Consider the following 19459-nt stretch of genomic DNA (forward strand, 5'->3'; position numbering starts at 1 on the left):
AAAAGCGTCCCTAGTAGCTGAACTCGCCGTAGATGCGGCTGAGGTCGCCGTTCCACTCGCCGTGGTAGCGCTCCAGCAGCTCGTCGGCGGGGGCCATGCCCGTCTCGACGCTCTCTTTCAGCGCGGCAAGGAAATGCGTCTCGTCGGGGATCAACCCGCCGGCACCGGGGCGGGCGCGGGCCTTGAGGCCGGCCTCGGCGATGGCCACCGCCTCGCGCGCCACGTCGTGCAGCGAGACGCCGTTGGCAGAGCCCTGCAGGCCGTCGACCGAGGCGGCGACGCGCAGGGCGTCGCGCGTTTCGGCGCCCCAGTCTTTGCAGAGATCCCAGGCGGCATCGAGCGCCGTTTGGTCGTAGAGCAGGCCCACCCAGAAGGCGGGCAGGGCGCAGAGCCGGCGCCAGGGGCCGCCATCGGCGCCGCGCATCTCCATGAATTTCTTGATCCGCGCCTCGGGGAACACCGTCGTCAGGTGGTCGGCCCAGTCGCTCAGCGTCGGCTTTTCGCCGGGCAGGGCCGGCAGCTCACCCTTGAGGAAATCGCGGAAGCTCTGGCCGAGGGCGTTGATGTACTTGCCGTCGCGGTAGACGAAATACATCGGCACATCGAGCACCCAGTCGACGTAAGCCTCGAAGCCCATGCCCTCGTCGAAGACGAAGGGCAGCATCCCCGTGCGGTCGTCATCGAGATGCCGCCAGACGCGGGCGCGCCAGCTTTTGTGGCCGTTCACCTTGCCCTCGAAGAAGGGTGAGTTGGCGAAGAGCGCGGTGGCGACGGGTTGCAGCGCCAGGGCCACGCGGAATTTCTGCACCATGTCGGCTTCGGAGCCGAAATCGAGGTTCACCTGCACGGTGCAGGTGCGGCGCATCATGGTGGTGCCGGCAGTGCCCACCTTCTGCATGTAGCCGTCCATCAGCTTGTAGCGGCCCTTGGGCATCAGCGGCATGTCGTCATGCTGCCAGATCGGCGCCGCGCCGAGCCCGATGAAGCCGACGCCGATCTCGTCGGCGACGCTCTTCACCTCGGCCAGATGCGCGTTCACCTCGTCGCAGGTCTGGTGGATCGTCTCAAGCGGCGCGCCGGAGAGTTCGAGCTGCCCGCCGGGTTCGAGCGAGATATTGGCCCCCGCCTTCTCCAGCCCGATCAGATGCCCGCCCTCGCTGACGGGGGACCAGCCGAAGCGGTCCTTCAGGCCCGAAAGCATGGCGTGGATCGAGCGGTCGCCCTCGTAGGGCAGCGGCATCTGGCTGTCGCGGCAATAGCCGAACTTCTCGTGCTCGGTGCCGATGCGCCAGTCGGCCTTCGGCTTGCAGCCGGCCTCGAGATAGCCCGCGAGGTCGTCGAAGCTCTCGATCGGGCCGCCGCCGGATTGGGGGATGGACATGGGGGCCGCTCCGTCTGCTGCGCTGGCGTCTGTGGTCCGGTCTAGGTGGCGGGCGGGCAGGGCCTTGTCAATGGAGCGGGCCAGGCGCCCGGGCCGGGCCGCCTAGTGCAGCGTGCGCGGCAGGGCGGCCCGTTCGGGCCAGAGACGGGCGGGAACGCCGGCGCGGCGCGCGGCGATCAGTCGCGACGTAGAGAGGCCGGGCACGCTGGCGCAGGCGTCGAACAGCACCTCGATGCCCGCGGCATCCGCCGGAATGGCGAGGTCGTTGCCCAACTTGTCGGTCAGCCGCCAGCGCTCTGGGCTCAGCCCCTCCGCCGGGTGATAATCGAGCGAGGCCAGCTCGCTGATCGAGACGGTGCCGCCGCCCTGCGGCCCCAGCCACGACAGGGCGCCCTCGTCGCTTTGCACCACGCCCAGGCCGCCGCCGGGGCCCCGGAACCAGCCGCGCTGCAGGCCCGCCGCCGCGTAGGCGAGCCCGGCGAGCGCGAAGGCTGCGGCGACCCAGCGCAGCAGGCCGAAGCTTTGCAACGCCCAGGCACCGGCCAGCAGCGCGAGCGCGGCGCCGGTCAGCGCCTCGTGCCAGCGCATCAGCGCCGCGCGCACCTTGGGGCGGATCAGCTCAGCCATGCAGCACCTGCGCGCCGGAAAAGCGGCAGAGCGCCCAGCGGCCGATCCGCTCGAAGCCCAGCGCCTCGTAGGCGGCGATGGCCGGCGGGCCGGCGGCGAAGAGCGTGGCCTGCTGCACGCCCTGGCTTCGGGCCTGGGCGAGATGCAGGGCAACGGCGCGGCGGGCATGGTGGCGGCCGCGCAGATTGGGCGGCGTATAGACCCCGCCGACCTGCACGATGCCCGGCAGCCGCGCGTTGAAACCAGTCATGGCCAGCGGCACCTTGCCCTCCATCAGCACGACATGGCTGCCGGCCTCGGCAGCGGCGCGCACGGCACGCGCCGCCTCGATCACCGCCAGATCGAGCGGCGTGCCCAGCGTTTCGGAGAAATAGTCTCGCATCCAGCCGGTGATAGCCCCCTGCGGTGCATCGGCAAAGGGCACGATCTCGCCCCGCCCCTCGCGCACAACGAGATCTTCCAGCGACAGCAGGAAATGCGGCTGCACCTCGTCGAGCTCGCCGGGCGTATCCGACAGGCCGAGCGCGGCGCGCAGCGGGCGCACCTCCTCGACGGGTCCAATCAGCGCGCCGATCTCCTGCCCGCGTAGCGCCGTCGTCACCTCGGCCCATGGGCCGGTGGGGCAGGCGGGCAGCAGGAAGCCGTCCTGCGTGGCGCCAAGGACATCCGTCACTTCGCCATCCGCAGCTCGCTTGATCCAGAAGCGCATGGCATGGCGGTGCGCCGCGGGTGAGAGGGCGGCCATGCCGTGATGGGCGAGGTTGGCACGCGGGAACATGGCACGCGGCAGGCGGGCGTCGAGGAAGGCCTCGATCTCCGGCCGGTCCGCCTCTGTCGCCGCGATCACGGGAAGCCCCGCGCCGCCAGCCAGAGGGTAAGAGCCGAGATCGCCGCGGTCTCGGCGCGCAGGATGCGCCGGCCGAGCGCCACAGGGCGGCAGAAGGGCAGGGCGCGCAGGCGCTCTCGCTCCGCCGGGGAGAAGCCGCCCTCCGGCCCGATCAGGATAGCGCCCGGCCCCTCGGCAGGGGCATCGGGCACGGCGGGCGCCTCGGCCTGCATCTCGTCGCAGAACCAAAGCTCGCGCGCCGGGTCCCAACTGTCGAGCAGGGTGCTCAGCTTCTCCAGCCCCGCCACTTCCGGCACAGAAGTCGCGCCGGATTGCTCAGCGGCCTCGCGGGCGATGGCCACCAGCCGGTCTTCGCGCACTCGCTCGGCATTGGTGAAGTCGGTCGAGATCGGCTGCAGGAGGGCCACGCCCAGCTCTGTCGCCTTCTCGATGATCATGTCCGTCCGCGCCTTCTTCAGGGGCGCGAACAGCAGCCACAGGTCGGGCCTGTCCAGCGCCGGGGCCGCTTCGAACAGCACGTTGAGCCGCCCGCGCTTCTTGCCGGTCTCGGAGATCACCGCCTCCCACTCGCCGCCATCGCGGCCGTTGAAGACGCCGAGCTGCAGGCCTTCGCCCAAGCGCATGACCGAAAACAGGTAATGCGCCTGATCCGGTTCCAGATCGAGCGATTGCCCCGCGCTGAGGGGCTGGTCTACATAAAGCCGGACGCGCTGTGCCATGCGGCGTTGATGCGGCAAAAGGGGGCCATATGCCAGAGGTCGAAGGCAACGCAGGCCGGGTTTCCGATTCCGTCGGCAACTGGGTCGACCGTTGGGCCCCCGGCTGGGCCCAGCCCTATCTGCGCCTGTCGCGGGCCGACCGGCCGGCTGGCACCTGGCTGCTGCTGCTGCCCTGCCTCTGGGGCCTCGCGCTCGCCATCCTGCAGACCGGCGAGGCCCGGCCCGGCGACATCTGGCTCCTCATCGGCAGCGCCATCGGCGCCTTCCTGATGCGCGGCGCCGGCTGCACCTGGAACGACATCACCGACAGGCATATCGACGGGGGCGTCGCGCGCACCCGCTCGCGCCCCATCCCCTCGGGCCAGGTGAGCGTGAAGCAGGCGCTGGCCTGGATGGCGGCGCAGGCGCTTGTGGCGCTGGCGATCCTGCTGACCTTTCCGCCCATCGCGATCCTGCTGGGGGTAATCTCGCTCGCCCCCGTAGCCATCTATCCCTTCGCCAAGCGCTTCACCTGGTGGCCGCAGGTCTTTCTCGGCATCGCCTTCAACTGGGGCGCGCTGCTGCTGTTCGCCGCCCATGCCGGGCATCTGGCGCCCGCCGCCTTCGCGCTCTACGCCGCAGGCATCGCCTGGACGCTGTTCTACGACACGATCTACGCGCATCAGGATGTCGAAGACGATGCGCTGATCGGCGTGAAGTCCACCGCCCGCCTCTTCGGCAACAACAGCCGGCACTGGCTGCGCGGCTTTCTCATCGGCGCGGTGCTGCTCATGGGCCTCGCCGTGCTGCTCGCCGGCGGGGATCGCTCGGTTCTCTCACTCGTGATCGCGCTTGGCGGGCCATGGGCGCTGGGCTGGCATCTTGCCTGGCAGCTTGGGCGATTTGACGCCGATGACGCATCGGAATGTCTGCGCCTTTTCCGCTCGAACCGGGATGCGGGCTTGTTGCCCCTGCCGTTTTTTGCCATCGCATCCCTGCTCTGATTGATCGGGCGGCCTGCGCCGCCTATCACGGGGCGATCGGAGCAACGCTCGGGGATTCATGCGCCTTTCCCGCCAACTCGTACCCATCGGCACCTTCCTTCTGGCCGCCCTACTTTGTGTGGGCGCCGCGCAGCTGACGGCCAAGGCCGTCGAGGAGGGCTCTGTCGAAGCGGTGGACGAGGCGCTGACGACCCAGGGCTACGACTGGGCCTCTGTCGTGGGCGACGGGCTGCAGGTGATCATCGAAGGCCAGGCCCCAAGCGAGGCGGCGCGCTTTCGGGCCAAATCGGTGGCCGGCAGCATCGTCGATGCCAGCCGGGTGATCGACAGCATGCAGGTCGCCGCCGGCGAGGCGATGACGCCCCCCGATTTCGCCATCGAGATCCTGCAAAGCGAAAGCGGCGTTTCCCTCATCGGGCTGATCCCGGCTGGAACGGATCGCGAGGCGTTCCTCGCCCAGATCCGCCGCGCTGCCGGCGATGCAGAGGTGTCCGACCTGCTGGATGTCGCCGATTACCCCGTGCCCGACGGCTGGCGCGGTGCGCTCAGCTACTCCGTGCGCGCGCTCGGCATGCTTGAGCGCTCGAAGATCTCCGTCACCGCCGGGCGCGTCGAGGTCGATGCGATCTCTGACGGGGCCGAGGAGAAGGCCGCGCTCGAATCGGATCTGCGGCGCAACCTGCCCGACGGGCTGCGGGTGGTGGTGGATATCTCTGCCCCCCGCCCTGTGATCACGCCCTTCGCGATGCGTTTCGTCATGGATGACCAGGGCACGCGCTTCGAGACCTGCGCCGCCGATACCGAGCAGGCGCGCGCCCGCATCGGGGCCGCCGGCCGCGCTGCCGGGGCGGAGGGCGCGCTCGATTGCACGCTCGGCCTCGGCACGCCCAGCCGCGAATGGGGCGAGGCTGTGGCCCGCGGCATCGCGGCTCTCGATGAGCTCGGCGGCGGCACCCTCACCTTCTCGGACGCCGATGTCAGCCTCGTGGCGCTGCCGGGCCTGGCGCAGAGCACCTTCGACAATGTCGTCGGCGAGCTGGAGAACGCCCTGCCGGATGTCTTCTCGCTCACCGCCGAACTGCCGGAGGTGGTGCAAGGCAACCAGGGGCCGGTGCAATTCACTGCCACGCTCAGCGACGAGGGCGAGGTGCAGCTGCGCGGCCGCGTCGAGAGCGAGCTGATGAACGACATCGCCGGCGATTTCGCCCGCGCCCGCTTCGTCGGCGGCAGCCTGACGATGGGCACCCGCGTGGCCGAAGGCCTGCCGAGCGGCTGGTCGAACCGCGTCCTCGCTGGCATCGAGGCGCTGGCCGAGCTGGGCAGCGGCGTGGTGGTGGTGGAGCCCGAGAGCATCTCGGTGCGCGGTCGCACCGGCAACCCCGACGGGGAGGCGGCGATCACCCGCCTGCTGATCGACAAGCTGGGCCCGGCGGCCGAGGTCGATGTCGCCGTCGAATACGACGAGGCGCTCGACCCCATCGCAGCGCTGCCAAGCCCCGAGGAATGCGTGAGCAAGATCACGCAGGTCAATGCGTCCAGCAAGATCCTCTTCGAGCCCGGCTCTGCCAACCTGACGGCCGAGACGGGGCCGGTGGTCGACCAGATCGCCGAGATCCTGCGCGCCTGCCCCGACCTGCCACTGCAGATCGCCGGCTATACCGACAGCCAGGGCCGCGAAGAGATGAACCAGCGCCTCAGCCAGCAGCGTGCCGATGCCGTGCTGACGGCCCTGCGCACCCGCCGCGTGCCCGTGGGGGCCTTCAGCGCCGCGGGCTTCGGCGAGGCCGACCCGATCGCCGATAACGACACCGAAGAGGGCCGCGAGGCCAACCGCCGTATCGAGTTCCGCCTGATGGAGCCCGAAGGCCCGCCGCCCCCGCCCGAAGGGGCGGAGGTCGAGGCGGCCTCCGAGGGGGCCGACGAGACAGCCGGCGAGGGCAGCGATGCCGGGGCCGAGGACGCGGCGGCGGATCAGAGCGATTTCCCCAATGCGATGGAAGAGCCGCCCGAAAAGCGGCCTTCCCTGCGGCCCGAAGACTTGGCAACCGAGGCCGAGGGCGGCTAAGCGCTACAAGGGGAATGTCGATGGGGGCAGCGACGTGAACAGGACAGAATTCATCATCGCGACAGCGGTGATCCTTTTCGTGGCCTTCTGCCTCGGCTGGTTCGCGTCCTGGCTGGTGAACCGCTTCACCCGCGTCACCAAGGCCGACATCTCCGAGCTCGACCGCATGGCCCAGGCCCTGCACGAGGCCGAGGAAACCCGCGACCAGTCGATCACCTACATGCAGCAGCGCGAGGCCGAGATCGGCGGCCAGCTCGCCCAGACAGAGGCCGAGCTGCGCGCCGCCATGGACGGCCTGCGCGACGCCCGCCAGGAGGCCGAAGAGCTGCGCGCCTATATCGACAGGCAAAGCGCGAGCTGAGCGGCGGGGCGGCTGGCCTTCGTCTGGCCCATGGAAACCGGTTGGCGCGACTGGCGAACCCCGGGTTGCACGACTCAAGCCCCGCCTCTATATGCCCCCTTGAGAGGTTGGCGCGGGCGAGCGCCTCGCCAACCCGGTCAGGTCCGGAAGGAAGCAGCCGTAACGAGCCCCGCTTGGGTCGTTGTCCAGCCTCTCACCTTTGAACCCTCGCCGAAGAGGAGGATGTCATGACGGCCATTGTCACCATTCTCCGGGCCTCCGCCCGCCGCTGACGGCTGGCCAGACGCCCGATGATGCGCCATGTCCCTTTTTGAGGGGCATCTTGAGCCACATTCTTTCGGGACGAGTTCATTGACCCAACCCACACTTGCCGACCTTGGCTGGTCGGACCATTTCGCCGATCAGGCCGGCGAGGCGCCACGCGCCGCCCGTATCACTGCCGTGCACCGCTCGCGGATCGAGACGCTCTCGCCAGAGGGCGTGCTAGCGCTGAAACCCGGGGAGGTGTCCTCCGCCTATGCCGTCGGCGATTTCGTACTGCATGACGGCACGAGCATCACCCGGCGGCTTGCCCCGCAGACCGAGATCGCCCGCCGCGCCGCCGGCATCGCCGCCGAGCGCCAGCTCATCGCGGCCAATGTTGGCACGCTCGGCATCGTCACCTCCTGCAATGCCGATTTCTCCGTCGCCCGGCTGGAGCGCTACCTGGCGCTGGCCGAAGCCTCGGGCTGCCTGCCGCTGGTCATCCTCACGAAGGCCGACCTGGCGGAGCGCCCGGCGGAGTACCTCACGCAGGCGCAGCGCCTGTCGCCCCTCGTCACGGCCCTGGCGCTCGACGCCCGCCAGCCGGATGAGGCGATGCGGCTGGAACCCTGGCTCCGCCCCGGCATGACGCTGGCCCTCACCGGCTCCTCCGGCACCGGCAAGACGACGCTGCTCAACGCGCTGACGGGCGAGGCGGCAGATACCGGTGGCATCCGCGAGGCCGATGCCCATGGCCGCCACACCACGCGCCACCGCTCGCTGCGGCAAACGCGGGCCGGCGGCTGGCTGATCGACACGCCCGGCATGCGCGAGCTCGGGCTGGAGGGCGCCTCGGAGGGTATCGATATCGTCTTCGCCGATGTCACCGACCTCGCCGCCAGCTGTCGCTTCACCGATTGCGGCCACGATACCGAGCCGGGCTGCGCGGTTAAGGCCGCCATCGAAGATGGCACGCTGGAGCCGGAGCGGCTGGAGCGCTGGCAAAAGCTGCGCCGCGAGGACCGCCACAATTCCGAGAGCATCGCCGAGGCGCGGGCCCGCTTCCGCCGGTTCGGCAAGGTCACCTCGCATGGCAAGGCGCGGCGGGCGGCCAAGGAATCGCAATGGGACGACGATTAGCGCGAGGGGCCGGGGCGACGGCGCGGGTGGAGAGACCCGGGGCGCTGCCCCGGACCCCGGAGTATTTCGAAGAAAGCGAGAGGGGGCGGGGGCTCAGGTGGCGCGGGCCCAAGACATCTGGCTGGCCGTTTCCACCGCGCAGGGGCGGATGGCGCGCAGGCGGGGGAGGGCGGCGTCTGCCGGCTCGCCCGCCTCTATCATCAGGCGCAGCGCCGCCATGCCGGAGCGGCCGCAGCCGCCGAAGCAATGGACGAGGACCTTGCCGCCTTTGTGGAGGATGGCGAGGGCCTCGGTTGAGAGAGCCTGCCAGCCCGCATCCTCAGCCGGGGCGGTGAAGTCGCGGATGGGGAAGGGACGCCAGGCAATACCTGCAACCGCCAGATCCTCGCCGAGGGTGCCCGCGCCCTTGCGCTCCAGCTCATGCGCCTCGCAGAGGGTGACGACCAGATCGGGGCGCCAGCCGAGCAGGCGCGGCAGGTCGGCGGCGTAGTGACGGGTGCGTCCGGGGAGCGGCGAGAGGGCGAGCTGGCCGGCCAGAAGCGGCAGCGCATGGATATTGAACTCGGGCATGGGCATGGACCTCGCAGCACTGGCGCCCTAGCCTAGCCCGGCCTTGGAGAATCCGCCAAACATGAGTGACGAGACCAAACCCGCCTACCAGGTGCTGGCCCGGAAGTACCGGCCCGAGACCTTCGCCGACCTCGTCGGCCAGGACGCCATGGTGCGCACGCTGAAGAACGCCTTCGCGGCCGACCGGATCGCGCAGGCCTTCATCATGACGGGCATCCGCGGCACCGGGAAGACGACGACCGCGCGCATCATCGCCAAAGGCCTCAACTGCATCGGCCCCGACGGGAACGGCGGCCCGACGACGGAGCCCTGCGGGGTCTGCGAGCATTGCGTCGCGATCATGGAAGGCCGCCATGTCGACGTGATGGAGATGGACGCCGCCTCCCGCACCGGCGTGGGCGACATCCGCGAGATCATCGACAGCGTGCACTACCGGGCCGCCTCGGCGCGCTACAAGGTCTACATCATCGACGAGGTGCACATGCTCAGCACCTCGGCCTTCAACGCGCTCCTGAAAACGCTGGAGGAGCCGCCGGCGCATGTGAAGTTCATCTTCGCCACCACCGAGATCCGCAAGGTACCGGTGACGGTGCTCTCCCGGTGCCAGCGCTTCGATCTGCGCCGCATCGAGCCGGAGGTGATGATCGCGCTGCTGCGCCGCATCGCCGATGCCGAGGGCGCCGAGATCACCGACGAGGCGCTGGCCCTGATCACCCGCGCCGCCGAAGGCTCTGCCCGCGACGCCGAGTCGCTGCTCGACCAGGCGATCGCCCATGGGGCCGGCGAGACGGGGGCCGACGAGGTGCGCGCCATGCTGGGCCTGGCCGACCGCGGCCGGGTCATGGACCTCTTCGAGCTCATCATGAAGGGCGAGGCGGCGGCGGCGCTGACCGAGATCGGCGGGCAATATGCCGACGGGGCCGACCCGGTGGCGGTGCTGCGAGACCTCGCCGAGATCACGCATTGGCTCAGCGTCATCAAGGTCACGCCCGAGGCGGCGGAAGACCCGACGGTGCCGCCCGGCGAGCGTGACCGCGGTCGGAGCCTCGCCGAGGCGCTGCCGATGCGGGCGCTGGCGCGGATGTGGCAGATGCTTCTGAAGGCGCTGGAAGAGGTGGCGGCGGCGCCCAACGCCATGATGGCCGCCGAGATGGCGGTGATCCGCCTGACCCATATCGCCGACCTGCCGAGCCCTGACGACCTGGTGCGCAAGCTGCAATCGACGCCCGCCCCCACGGGTGGGGGCGGCGGTCAGGCACCGCGCGCCCCGGCGCCGGCCGGGCCGCAGGCGCACGCCTCGGCCCCGGCGGTGAGCGGCGGTGGCGGCGGCACGCAGGCGCGCGGCGGCGCCGAGGTGGCCGTGGCGCTCGACGAGGGCGCGCTGGCCCGTTTCGCCCGCTTCGAGGATGTGGTGGAGCTCATCCGCGCCCGCCGCGATGTGCAGCTGCTGATTGATGTCGAGCGCGGCGTGCGCCTCGTCTCCTATACGCCGGGCCGCATCGAGTTTGAGCCCTCGCCCCGCGCTCCCGCCGACCTGGCCCAGAAGCTCGGCCAGCGCCTTCAGAGCTACACGGGCAACCGCTGGGCCGTGGTCATCACCAATGAGCCGGGCGCCGAGACCATCACTGAGCAGCGCGACGCCGCCGAGATCGCGATGCGCGAAGAGGCCGAGGCGCATCCCATGGTGCAGAGCGTCATCGCCGCCTTCCCGGGCGCCAAGATCACAAGCATCCACAGCCAGGCCGAGATCGAGGCGGAGGCTTCGGTAGAGGCTCTCGCCGAGGTCGAGGACGAATGGGACCCGTTCGAGGAGGAATGATGGAGACCCCTCGCAAGCTCGGCGCCGGCGAAGCGGCAGAGGCCGCCGTCGCCCTCTCGCCCCATATCCAGCCCTGGCATGCCGAGCACTTCCCCGAGATGTTCCATCCAGAACCCGACGCGGCGGGGCTGAAGCTGTTCTTCGAGGGCGGCATGGAGGGGCCGACGTTTTTCGCCTTCGGGATCGGCGAGCCGGTGGGCGCACTGCTCTTCGGGCTGATCCAGATGCGGGAGGAGACGGCGCTGCACAAGGCGCGGCGCATCCTGATGATCGAGCAGATCGTCGTGGCGCCGGAGATGCGCCGGCAGGGCGCGGCCCGCGCGCTCTTCGAGGCGGCGCTGGCGCATGGGCGCGAAGAGGGCTGCAACGAGGCGGCGCTCACCACCTATGAGGGCAACGCGGGTGCCCACGCCTTCTTCCGCAGCATGGGCTTTGCGCCGCGGGTGCAGGCCTGGGCCGCGCCGCTCTGACGCCACGGGCCCCTCGCTTGATATGAGGGGCAGCCGCGCGTATCTCGCAGGGTAACACAGAGTTAAGGGAGCACCCGATGTTCAAGGGATTAGGCGGCCTCGGCGACATGTCGAAGATGATGAAGGCCGCGCAGGAAATGCAGGGCAAGATGGCCCAGCTGCAGGAAGAGATGGCCCATATCGAGGTGACCGGCACCTCGGGCGGCGGGCTCGTCACGGTCACAGCCACGGCCAAGGGCGACCTCAAGGGCCTGCAAATCGACCCCTCGATCTTCTCGGAAGAGGAGAAGGAAGTGGCGGAGGATCTGATCCTCGCCGCGGTGAAAGACGCGCTGGCTCAGGCCACCGCCCGCGCCCAGGAAGAGATGGGCAAGATCACCGAAGGGCTTGGCCTGCCGCCCGATTTCAAGATGCCCTTCTAAGGCTACGATCTTGGCAGACGGGCCAGAGGAGATCGGCAAGCTGATCGCGCTGATGTCGCGGCTGCCCGGCATGGGCCCGCGCTCGGCGCGGCGCGCCGTGCTGCATCTGGTGAAGAAGCGCAGCCAGGTGCTGATCCCTCTGGCCGAGGCCATGCAGGCGGTGGGGGCGAGCGTGCGCCCCTGCGTGACCTGCAACAACCTCGCCACCGCCGATCTCTGCCCGATCTGCCAAAGCGAGAAGCGCGCCACCGGGGTGGTCTGCGTCGTTGCCGACGTGGCCGACCTCTGGGCGATGGAGCGCTCGATGGCCTTTCAGGGCCGCTACCATGTGCTTGGCGGCCTGCTCTCGGCGCTCGACGCCATCGGGCCGGAGGAGCTGGGCATCCCCAAGCTGCAGGCCCGCGTGCCCGAGGAGGGGATCACCGAGCTGATCCTGGCGCTGCCTTCCACCATCGACGGGCAGACCACGGCGCATTACATCGCCGACGCGCTGCCGGGGCTCAACGTCACCTCGCTGGCGCAGGGCGTGCCGGTGGGCGGTGAACTCGATTACCTCGATGACGGCACCATCAGCGCGGCGCTGAAGGCACGCGGGCGGGTCTGATGCCCGGGATTGCTCGCCCGGAGATGTTCGCTTAACGTTCTCCGGGCAGCCATGCCCGTGCCTCCTTCAACATCCCCGGCCACACGGCCCGACAACCTGCCCCTGGCGGTGAGCGTGATCATCGGTACGGTGCTGGCGCTGTCGCTCGGCGATGCGCTGATCAAGGGGGCGAGCGAGCGGTTTGCCCTGTCGCAGATCTTCGTGCTGCGCTCGGCCCTCGCCCTGCCGGTGCTGGCACTCCTGCTGACTGCGCGCGGGCGGCTCGGCTGGCCGAAGGCGCCGGGATGGGTCGCCTTGCGCAGCGCCATGCTGGTGGCGATGTGGCTGCTCTATTACCTCGCGCTCCCGCGCCTGCAGCTTTCTGCCGCGGCGGCGGCCTATTACACGCTGCCGATCTTCATCACGCTCTTCTCCGCCCTCTTCCTCCGGCAGCGCATCGCGTGGCTGGGGTGGCTCGCGGTGGCGTTGGGCTTCGCAGGGGTGCTGCTGATCCTCTCCCCCCGTCCCGGTGACTTCAACGCCTTCGCGCTGCTGCCGCTGGGGGCGGCGGTGCTCTATGCCGGGGCGATGCTGCTGACGCGCACGCGCTGCCGGCAGGAGGAGCCTCTGATGCTGGCCCTCGCGCTCAATGCAGCCTTCGTGGTGGCGGGCGGCGCGCTCGCCGGCATCGCGACGCTGAGCCCCGGGGGAGGGCTTCCTGCTCGGGCCGTGGGGCGCGATGGAGGCGGGGGAGTGGATGGCGCTGGGCGGGCTGGCTGCGGCGATGCTGGTTGGCAGTCTTGGCGCCGCCATTGCCTACCAGGCCGGGCCGCCGGAGATCATCGGCACGTTCGACTTCGCCTATGTCGGCTTCGCGGTGGTCTGGGGGGCGCTGTTCTTCGGTGAGCTGCCTGGGATGGCGGCCTCACTGGGCATTGCACTGATCGTGGGGGCCGGTGTGATGTCGCTCCGCGCGCGGGGCGGGCAGGCGTGAAAGGGGCCCGGCGTGGCATGCCGGGGCCCCTTCCCTCGTGTGATAGCCGGAGTGACTCAGGCGGTGGCAGCAGCCAGTGCCTGGTCGAGATCGGCGATCAGGTCGTCGGCATCCTCGATGCCGATGGAGACGCGCACGACCTCGGGGTCGGCGCCCGCGGCGCGCTGCTTGTTCTCGTCGAGCTGGCGGTGCGTGGTCGAGGCCGGGTGGATGATCAGCGAGCGGGTGTCGCCGAGGTTGGCGACGTGGCTGAACAGCTTCAGCTCACCGATCAGCTTGACGCAGGCCTCGTAGCCGCCCTTCACCGCGAAGGTGAACAGCGCCCCCGCGCCCCGCGGGCAAACCGTCGCGACCCGGTGGAAATACTTCGAGGATTCAAGGCCCGCGTAGGTCACGTAATCGACGCGCGGGTCCTGCTCCAGCCAGGTGGCGATCTTGCGGGCGTTCTGGACGTGCCGCTCCATCCTGAGCGAGAGCGTCTCGATGCCCATCAGCGTGTAATGCGCCGCCTGCGGGTTCAGCGTCATGCCGAGATCGCGCAGGCCAATGGCGATGCCGTGGAAGGTGAATGCCAGCGGGCCGAAGGTCTCACAGAAGGTCAGGCCGTGATAGGCGGGCTCGGGCTCCGCCAGCGACGGGAACTTGCCTGAGGCCGCCCAGTCGAACTTGCCGCTGTCGACCACGACGCCGCCGGTGACGGTGCCGTTGCCGGTGAGATACTTCGTCAGCGAATGCACGACGAGCGTCGCGCCGTGCTCGATGGGGCGGCAGAGGTAGGGCGTGGCGCTGGTGTTGTCGACGATCAGCGGCAGGCCCACCTTGTCGGCCACGTCCGCCACGGCGCGGATGTCGGTGATGTAGCCGCCCGGGTTGGCGATGGACTCGCAGAAGATCGCGCGGGTGTCGTCATCCACGGCGGCTTCGAGGGCGCCCAGATCGTCCATGTCGACGAACTTGGCCGACCAGCCGAAGCGCTTGATGGTCTGCGTCATCTGCGTGACGGTGCCGCCGTAGAGCCGGGTGCTGACGACCACGTTCTTGCCGGGCGCCATCAGCGGGAAGAGCGCCATGATCTGCGCCGCGTGGCCCGACGAGCAGGCGACGGCGCCCGCGCCGCCTTCCAGCGCCGCCACCCGATCCTGCAGCACCGCCACCGTGGGGTTGGTCAGCCGCGAGTAGATGAAGCCGACCTCCTGCAGGTTGAAGAGGGCCGCCGCGTGATCGGCGTCGCGGAAGACATAGGCCGTGGTCTGGTAGATCGGCGTGTTGCGCGCGCCCGTGGCGGGGTCGGGCTTGGCGCCGGCGTGGATCTGAAGCGTGTCGAAGCCGTAGCTCTGGTCGGACATCTGGGGTCTCCTCTCAACAGGTTTGGGCCCGGCTGTAGTCGCTCCCCTCGGTTCTGTCCAAACCCTTTCGTGGGAGGGGCTGCGTGACGGCCGGCGGGAGGGCGCATCGCTCGCAGGAGCGGCGGTGGCCCCGGCCGGCTCAAAACCCAGCTTCCCCATGTGGATTGCGCAAGAACCGGGTGGCCACGATGGCCCGGCGCGTGACCCTATGATCCCGAATTTCATTGGATCATGGCCATGTTTCAGACCGTTCTCGCTCTCATCCTGTTCCTGTTTCCCCTGGCTTATAGCCCGGGCCCCGGGAACGTGTTCTTCGCGGGGAATGGTGCGCGGTTCGGCTTTCGGGCGACGCTGCCGGCCAATGCAGGGTATCACGTTGCGACCTGGATCGTGACCGCAGCCATCGGGTTCGGCTTCCTCGCCGTGGTTGATGGCTTTCCCCAGATCCTTGCGGTCCTGAAGGTCACCGGCTCGCTCTATGTCCTGTGGATCGCGTGGACCATGCTGAAGGCGGGAGCGGCGCACGGGGCGGGGCACGCGCAGCCGGCGACCTTCCTTGACGGGGCGCTTCTGCTCCTTTTGAACCCGAAGGCCTATGTCATCATCGCGCTCATGTTCACCCAGTTCCTGGGGATGTCGGAGGCGGGCCTCCTGGCCTCGGTTCTCCTGATTACCACCGTGTTCACGCTGAACAACCTGATCGCCTTCCTGGTGTGGACCCTGTTCGGCGACAAAATCGCAGGCGTCTTCCGATCACCGGACAGCGCGCGGACACTCAATCTGATCTTCGGTGTGATCCTGGCGGCTGTCGCGATCTGGATGCTGTTGTCTTAGGCCCACCTCGCCCGGCACTTCCGACATTGCCGGGTGTTGGGGCTCCATTCACTCCGGGCCCTCTCCAGTCCCGGCCCAAAACAGAATAGGCCCCGGCACTTGGTGCCGGGGCCCTGATGTCTCCGCCGAGAGCGGCAGATCAGTTCTTGTCGTCGTCTTCGTCGTCGTCCGAGTCGCCGGGCAGGTTGAAGAAGGTGGCGGCGTCGGGGACGCTGCGATCGTCTTCCTCTTCCTCCTCTTCGGGGCCGCGCGGATCGTCGTCATTGCCGAGCGAGAAAGTCTCGAGCCCCGACATGTTCGAGGGCATGCGTGCCTCGGTGCCCATCGACAGCGACTGGGCGGTCGAGACGAGCTTCATGCGCTCGTCGTCGCTCATCACCTCGCCATCGCGGGCGCGCTTGGCATTGGCCTTCTGCACGGCGGCGTCGAGCTCGGATTGCTTGCACAGGCCAAGCGCCACGGGGTCGATGGGCTCGATGTTGGAGATGTTCCAATGCGTGCGCTCGCGGATAGACTGGATCGTCGGCTTGGTGGTGCCGACAAGCTTCGAGATCTGCCCGTCGCTGAGCTCGGGGTGGAACTTCACCAGCCAGAGGATCGAGGCCGGCCGGTCCTGCCGCTTCGACAGGGGCGTGTAGCGCGGGCCGCGGCGCTTTTCTTCGCCGAGCGAGGCGGCGTTGAACTTGATCTTCAGCTTGTGCTGAGGGTCGTTCTCGGCCTTGTCGATCTCGTCCTGGGTGAGCTGGTTGTTGGCGATGGGGTCGAACCCTTTGACGCCGGCGGCGACGTCGCCATCGGCGATGCCCTGCACCTCAAGCTCGTGCAGCCCGCAGAAATCGCCGATCTGCTTGAAGGTGATCGTGGTGTTGTCCACCAGCCAGACGGCGGTGGCCTTCGCCATGAGCGGTTTGTCTGCCATGTCGGGTCGCCTCTCACAAAATATACCGTCCCCGTGCCCCGTCCGGGGCGGGCCGCCTCTGGGCCCTGTTCTCTTTGTGGGGGAACGATGGCTATATAGGAGGGCGCATGTGGTTTGAAAAGATCAAAATGCCCCTGCGTCGGGCGCGAGGGGGCCTTTGCCTCCTGCTCGCCGGGGCGCTTGGCGCGGCGGCTCCGGCAGGGGCCGATGGCGTGGCCGGCGAGTTCGACTATTACGTCATGTCGCTCTCATGGAGCCCGTCGTGGTGCGCGCTGGAGGGCGACGCGCGTGGTGCGGCGCAATGCGAGGCGGGCCGCGCCTTCGTGCTGCACGGGCTTTGGCCGCAATACGAGCGGGGCTGGCCCGAATATTGCGACACCGAGGCGGATTGGCCCAGCCGGGCCGAGACGGCGGCGCGGGCCGGTCTCTATGGCGGCGATTCCAGCGCGGCCTTCTACCAATGGCGCAAGCACGGCGCTTGCTCGGGGCTGGAGGCCGGCGACTTCTACGACCTGTCGGAGGAGGCCTTCGGCCGCGTCACCCTGCCGGAGCTGTTGGAAGAGCTGCCCCGCGCGGTGACGCTGCCGGCGGAGCTGGTGGAGGAGGCGTTCCTCGCGGCCAACCCGGCTCTTGAGGCGGACGGTGTGACCATCACCTGCCAGGAGGGCATGATCCAGGAAGTGCGGATCTGTCTGACCCGCGAGCTGGAGTTCCGCCGCTGCGGCGACGATGTCATCCGCGATTGCAGCCTGGGCAGCGCGCTGATGCTGCCGCCCGGCTGAGCCTTCGGCCTATTGGCCGCAGGCGCGCAGCAGGCCGTCGCCGGGCGTGGGCGCGATGAGGTCGAAATCGATGCCGTAGAGCGTTTGCCCGTTCGCCTGCGCCTCAATTCGCCAGGTGCCGGTCTGCACCTCGCTCTGCTCTTCCAGCCGGTAGTAGAAGGCCGAGAGCGCATCGCCCGAGATCGACATGTTGAAGCGCTGCTGCTGGCTGCCGGCGCTGCCGTCGAAGGCCGGGTGGGTGACGATGACAGTGACATTGCCGATCGCCCCTATGCCCGATTGCGCCTCGACGCCGAAGCCGATGCCAAGCGTCGCGGGCACGATCTGCGTCTCGGCCACGAAGGGCAGCGAGCTGCGCACACGGCCCGACGGGAAGGTCGAGGAGCAGATCACCCCCGCATGCCAGCCCGAGATGCTGTCGGACACGTAATCCTCTGCCGCGGCAGGGGCGGCGAGGGCCAGGCCGGAGACGGCGGCAAGCGCCAGCGCGGCGAGCTTGGAGCGGAGGAGAGCCATGCGGGACCTTTCAGGCGGAACATTCCAGAGCGGCAGGATCATCGCTCCCGCCGGGCGGGTCAAGGCGCCGCGCATCGGGTGAAACGGATGAGGGCGGGCCGGGGGGCGGCCCGCCCTCTGTAAACCCCCCGCCTTTGGCCGGGGCCGGGGGTACCTGGGACGCGGCGCGTCAGCCGATGGCGGCGGCTTTGACGTCGTCGTCGATGTAAGGGACGTACTGGCCGAAGTTCTCGGCGAACATCTCGACCAGCTTCTGGGCCTGGGCGTCATAGGCCGCGGGATCGGCCCAGGTGCGGCGCGGGTCGAGCAGGGCGGCATCGACGCCGGGCACCGAGACGGGCACCTCGAAGCCGAAGTTCGGATCCTTGCGGAACATCCCCTCGTTCAGCGAGCCGTCGAGCGCGGCAGAAAGCAGCGTGCGCGTGGCCTTGATCGGCATGCGCTTGCCGGTGCCATAGGCGCCGCCCGTCCAGCCGGTGTTGACCAGCCAGCAGGTCGCGCCGTGGCGGGCGATCTTCTCCTGCAGCAGCTTGCCGTAAACCTCGGGCCGGCGCGGCATGAAGGGCGCGCCGAAGCAGGTGGAGAAGGTCGGCGAGGGCTCGGAGACGCCCACCTCTGTGCCGGCGACCTTCGAGGTGAAGCCGGAGAGGAAGTGGTACATCGCCTGCGCCGGCGTCAGCCGCGCGATGGGCGGCAGCACCCCGAAGGCATCGCAGGTGAGCATGACGACGTTCTTGGGGTGGCCGCCGAGCGCCGTGTCAGAGGCGTTGGAGATCGCTTCCAGCGGGTAGGCGCAGCGCATGTTGGCGGTGATCGAATCGTCCTCGAAATCGAGCTCGCGGGTTTCAGGGTCGAAGACCATGTTTTCGATCACGGTGCCGAAGCGGGTGGTGGTGCCGTAGATCTCGGGCTCGGCTTCCTTCGACAGGCTGATCGTCTTGGCGTAGCAGCCGCCCTCGAAATTGAACGTGCCCTTTTCCGACCAGCCATGCTCATCGTCGCCGATCAGCACGCGGCTGGGCTCGGCGGAGAGGGTGGTCTTGCCGGTGCCGGAGAGGCCGAAGAACACCGCCGTGTCGACCGGATTGCCCGGGGCGTGGTTGGCCGAGCAGTGCATCGGCATGACACCTTCGTCGGGCAGCAGGTAGTTGAGCAGGGTGAAGACGCTCTTCTTGTTCTCGCCCGAGTACTCTGTGCCGGCGATCAGGATGATCTTCTCGTCGAGGTTGAGCGCGATCACCGTCTCGCTGCGGCAGCCGTGCTTGGCGGGGTCGGCCTTGAAGCTCGGCATGTTGATGATGGTGTATTCCGGCACGAAGCTGCTCAGCTCGTCCCGCTCGGGGCGGCGCAGCAGGTGGCGAATGAACAGGCCATGCCAGGCCAGCTCGGTCACCACGCGCACATCGAGGCGATGCTCGGGGTCGGCGCCGGCGTAGAGATCCTGCACATAGGCGCGGCGGCCTTCGGCATGGGCGAGCATGTCGGCCTTGAGAGCGGCGAAGCTCTCGGGGCTCATCGGCGCGTTATTCTCCCACCAGATCGTGTCTTCGGTGGTGGGGGTGCGCACGACGAACTTGTCTTTCGGGGAGCGGCCGGTGTGCTTGCCGGTGGTGACGAGAAGGGTGCCGCCCTGGCCGAGGGTGCCTTCGCCATTGGCAAGGGCCGCTTCCATCAGCTGTGCCTCGCCGAGGTTGTAGTGGATCTCGGCCAGACCGCCGAGGCCCTGCTGGCCCAGCGTCATCTCCGGGTTCACCCTGCCTTGCTCCATCTTCAGCTCCTCCTGGCTCAGCGGCCGATCTGCAATCTCTAGGGCGCCATAGCACCCGCTTTGTTTCATC

Annotated in this window: 20 protein-coding genes and 1 other RNA gene; 12 read left to right on the plus strand and 9 right to left on the minus strand. The window is 69.0% G+C overall.

The features are described from left to right. Positions 1 to 10 precede the first annotated feature (10 nt). The 4 genes from ACXN5S_RS16655 to ACXN5S_RS16670 form a co-directional block, all read right to left on the minus strand. Complete coding sequence (locus ACXN5S_RS16655) at positions 11 to 1381, minus strand: glutamate--cysteine ligase (protein ID WP_458606601.1); 1371 nt, start codon at positions 1379 to 1381, stop codon at positions 11 to 13. Positions 1382 to 1483: 102 nt separating this feature from the next. Further along, entirely contained in the window at positions 1484 to 2008 is a 525-nt protein-coding gene (locus tag ACXN5S_RS16660) for a hypothetical protein (protein ID WP_458606602.1), read from the minus strand. Next, the gene (locus tag ACXN5S_RS16665; RefSeq protein ID WP_458606603.1) at positions 2001 to 2855 is read right to left on the minus strand and encodes a GNAT family N-acetyltransferase; all 855 of its coding nucleotides are present in this window, start codon (positions 2853 to 2855) and stop codon (positions 2001 to 2003) included. Before ACXN5S_RS16665 ends, ACXN5S_RS16660 begins: the two co-directional genes overlap by 8 nt. Continuing rightward, positions 2852 to 3574 carry a 16S rRNA (uracil(1498)-N(3))-methyltransferase gene (locus ACXN5S_RS16670; RefSeq protein WP_458606604.1) on the minus strand — a complete coding sequence of 241 codons (723 nt, stop codon included), beginning with the start codon at positions 3572 to 3574 and terminating at the stop codon, positions 2852 to 2854. Before ACXN5S_RS16670 ends, ACXN5S_RS16665 begins: the two co-directional genes overlap by 4 nt. Before the next feature lie 29 nt (positions 3575 to 3603). On the opposite strand from ACXN5S_RS16670, the gene ubiA reads away from it, so the two are divergent. From ubiA to rsgA, 5 genes are all read left to right on the plus strand, one after another. After that, positions 3604 to 4557, plus strand: coding sequence for a 4-hydroxybenzoate octaprenyltransferase (gene ubiA / locus ACXN5S_RS16675; RefSeq protein ID WP_458606605.1), 954 nt, complete (start codon positions 3604 to 3606; stop codon positions 4555 to 4557). 58 nt (positions 4558 to 4615) lie between these two features. Next, positions 4616 to 6622 (plus strand): OmpA family protein, encoded by a 2007-nt coding sequence (locus ACXN5S_RS16680; RefSeq protein WP_458606606.1) that lies wholly within the window; start codon positions 4616 to 4618, stop codon positions 6620 to 6622. A 34-nt stretch (positions 6623 to 6656) separates the two neighbouring features. Then, on the plus strand, positions 6657 to 6983 hold the full coding sequence (locus ACXN5S_RS16685; RefSeq protein ID WP_458606607.1) for a hypothetical protein: 327 nt from the start codon (positions 6657 to 6659) through the stop codon (positions 6981 to 6983). Between the two features lie 100 nt (positions 6984 to 7083). After that, positions 7084 to 7182, plus strand: an RNA gene (gene ffs, locus ACXN5S_RS16690) — signal recognition particle sRNA small type. 152 nt (positions 7183 to 7334) lie between these two features. Next, positions 7335 to 8366: a ribosome small subunit-dependent GTPase A gene (gene rsgA / locus ACXN5S_RS16695; RefSeq protein ID WP_458606608.1), complete on the plus strand. Its 1032-nt coding sequence runs from the start codon at positions 7335 to 7337 to the stop codon at positions 8364 to 8366. 93 nt (positions 8367 to 8459) lie between these two features. On the opposite strand, the gene ACXN5S_RS16700 is transcribed toward rsgA, so the two are convergent. Next, positions 8460 to 8936: a phosphatase domain-containing putative toxin gene (locus tag ACXN5S_RS16700; RefSeq protein ID WP_458606609.1), complete on the minus strand. Its 477-nt coding sequence runs from the start codon at positions 8934 to 8936 to the stop codon at positions 8460 to 8462. A gap of 61 nt (positions 8937 to 8997) precedes the next feature. On the opposite strand from ACXN5S_RS16700, the gene ACXN5S_RS16705 reads away from it, so the two are divergent. The 5 genes from ACXN5S_RS16705 (at position 8998) to ACXN5S_RS16725 (ending at position 13136) form a co-directional block, all read left to right on the plus strand. Next, a complete protein-coding gene (locus ACXN5S_RS16705) occupies positions 8998 to 10755 on the plus strand; it encodes a DNA polymerase III subunit gamma/tau (RefSeq protein WP_458606610.1) in 1758 nt (585 codons plus the stop codon). Continuing rightward, complete coding sequence (locus tag ACXN5S_RS16710; RefSeq protein WP_458606611.1) at positions 10752 to 11225, plus strand: GNAT family N-acetyltransferase; 474 nt, start codon at positions 10752 to 10754, stop codon at positions 11223 to 11225. The genes ACXN5S_RS16705 and ACXN5S_RS16710 overlap by 4 nt, the downstream gene beginning before the upstream one ends. Positions 11226 to 11302: 77 nt before the next feature. Continuing rightward, positions 11303 to 11647: a YbaB/EbfC family nucleoid-associated protein gene (locus ACXN5S_RS16715; RefSeq protein ID WP_458606612.1), complete on the plus strand. Its 345-nt coding sequence runs from the start codon at positions 11303 to 11305 to the stop codon at positions 11645 to 11647. Between the two features lie 10 nt (positions 11648 to 11657). Further along, positions 11658 to 12251 carry a recombination mediator RecR gene (gene recR / locus ACXN5S_RS16720; protein ID WP_458606613.1) on the plus strand — a complete coding sequence of 198 codons (594 nt, stop codon included), beginning with the start codon at positions 11658 to 11660 and terminating at the stop codon, positions 12249 to 12251. A gap of 108 nt (positions 12252 to 12359) precedes the next feature. Then, positions 12360 to 13136, plus strand: a complete 777-nt coding sequence (locus tag ACXN5S_RS16725) for a DMT family transporter (protein WP_458606614.1) — start codon at positions 12360 to 12362, stop codon at positions 13134 to 13136. Between the two features lie 144 nt (positions 13137 to 13280). Here the strand turns inward: ACXN5S_RS16725 and ACXN5S_RS16730 are convergent, their stop codons facing one another. After that, a complete protein-coding gene (locus ACXN5S_RS16730) occupies positions 13281 to 14570 on the minus strand; it encodes an O-acetylhomoserine aminocarboxypropyltransferase/cysteine synthase family protein (RefSeq protein ID WP_458606615.1) in 1290 nt (429 codons plus the stop codon). 231 nt (positions 14571 to 14801) lie between these two features. On the opposite strand from ACXN5S_RS16730, the gene ACXN5S_RS16735 reads away from it, so the two are divergent. Beyond that, on the plus strand, positions 14802 to 15404 hold the full coding sequence (locus tag ACXN5S_RS16735; RefSeq protein WP_458606616.1) for a LysE family translocator: 603 nt from the start codon (positions 14802 to 14804) through the stop codon (positions 15402 to 15404). 139 nt (positions 15405 to 15543) lie between these two features. Here ACXN5S_RS16735 and ACXN5S_RS16740 read toward each other — a convergent pair whose 3' ends face one another. Then, the gene (locus ACXN5S_RS16740; protein WP_458606617.1) at positions 15544 to 16323 is read right to left on the minus strand and encodes a DUF1013 domain-containing protein; all 780 of its coding nucleotides are present in this window, start codon (positions 16321 to 16323) and stop codon (positions 15544 to 15546) included. A 107-nt stretch (positions 16324 to 16430) separates the two neighbouring features. Here ACXN5S_RS16740 and ACXN5S_RS16745 point away from each other — a divergent pair, with 107 nt between their 5' ends. Further along, positions 16431 to 17105, plus strand: a complete 675-nt coding sequence (locus tag ACXN5S_RS16745; protein WP_458606618.1) for a ribonuclease T2 family protein — start codon at positions 16431 to 16433, stop codon at positions 17103 to 17105. A gap of 9 nt (positions 17106 to 17114) precedes the next feature. On the opposite strand, the gene ACXN5S_RS16750 is transcribed toward ACXN5S_RS16745, so the two are convergent. Next, positions 17115 to 17621, minus strand: coding sequence for a DUF3859 domain-containing protein (locus ACXN5S_RS16750; RefSeq protein WP_458606619.1), 507 nt, complete (start codon positions 17619 to 17621; stop codon positions 17115 to 17117). Between the two features lie 169 nt (positions 17622 to 17790). Further along, positions 17791 to 19389, minus strand: a complete 1599-nt coding sequence (locus ACXN5S_RS16755; RefSeq protein ID WP_458606620.1) for a phosphoenolpyruvate carboxykinase — start codon at positions 19387 to 19389, stop codon at positions 17791 to 17793. Positions 19390 to 19459: the final 70 nt, after the last annotated feature.

It is taken from the genome of Pseudoroseicyclus sp. H15 (assembly GCF_054353345.1).

Bases quoted from the DNA above. Each gene is read 5' to 3' on its own strand.
- ACXN5S_RS16655 (WP_458606601.1), bottom strand. From the start codon at position 1,381: ATGTCCATCCCCCAATCCGGCGGCGGCCCGATCGAGAGCTTCGACGAC.
- ACXN5S_RS16660 (WP_458606602.1), bottom strand. From the start codon at position 2,008: ATGGCTGAGCTGATCCGCCCCAAGGTGCGCGCGGCGCTGATGCGCTGG.
- ACXN5S_RS16670 (WP_458606604.1), bottom strand. From the start codon at position 3,574: ATGGCACAGCGCGTCCGGCTTTATGTAGACCAGCCCCTCAGCGCGGGG.
- ubiA (WP_458606605.1), top strand. From the start codon at position 3,604: ATGCCAGAGGTCGAAGGCAACGCAGGCCGGGTTTCCGATTCCGTCGGC.
- ACXN5S_RS16680 (WP_458606606.1), top strand. From the start codon at position 4,616: ATGCGCCTTTCCCGCCAACTCGTACCCATCGGCACCTTCCTTCTGGCC.
- ACXN5S_RS16700 (WP_458606609.1), bottom strand. From the start codon at position 8,936: ATGCCCGAGTTCAATATCCATGCGCTGCCGCTTCTGGCCGGCCAGCTC.
- ACXN5S_RS16705 (WP_458606610.1), top strand. From the start codon at position 8,998: ATGAGTGACGAGACCAAACCCGCCTACCAGGTGCTGGCCCGGAAGTAC.
- ACXN5S_RS16710 (WP_458606611.1), top strand. From the start codon at position 10,752: ATGATGGAGACCCCTCGCAAGCTCGGCGCCGGCGAAGCGGCAGAGGCC.
- ACXN5S_RS16715 (WP_458606612.1), top strand. From the start codon at position 11,303: ATGTTCAAGGGATTAGGCGGCCTCGGCGACATGTCGAAGATGATGAAG.
- ACXN5S_RS16730 (WP_458606615.1), bottom strand. From the start codon at position 14,570: ATGTCCGACCAGAGCTACGGCTTCGACACGCTTCAGATCCACGCCGGC.
- ACXN5S_RS16735 (WP_458606616.1), top strand. From the start codon at position 14,802: ATGGCCATGTTTCAGACCGTTCTCGCTCTCATCCTGTTCCTGTTTCCC.
- ACXN5S_RS16740 (WP_458606617.1), bottom strand. From the start codon at position 16,323: ATGGCAGACAAACCGCTCATGGCGAAGGCCACCGCCGTCTGGCTGGTG.
- ACXN5S_RS16745 (WP_458606618.1), top strand. From the start codon at position 16,431: ATGTGGTTTGAAAAGATCAAAATGCCCCTGCGTCGGGCGCGAGGGGGC.
- ACXN5S_RS16750 (WP_458606619.1), bottom strand. From the start codon at position 17,621: ATGGCTCTCCTCCGCTCCAAGCTCGCCGCGCTGGCGCTTGCCGCCGTC.
- ACXN5S_RS16755 (WP_458606620.1), bottom strand. From the start codon at position 19,389: ATGGAGCAAGGCAGGGTGAACCCGGAGATGACGCTGGGCCAGCAGGGC.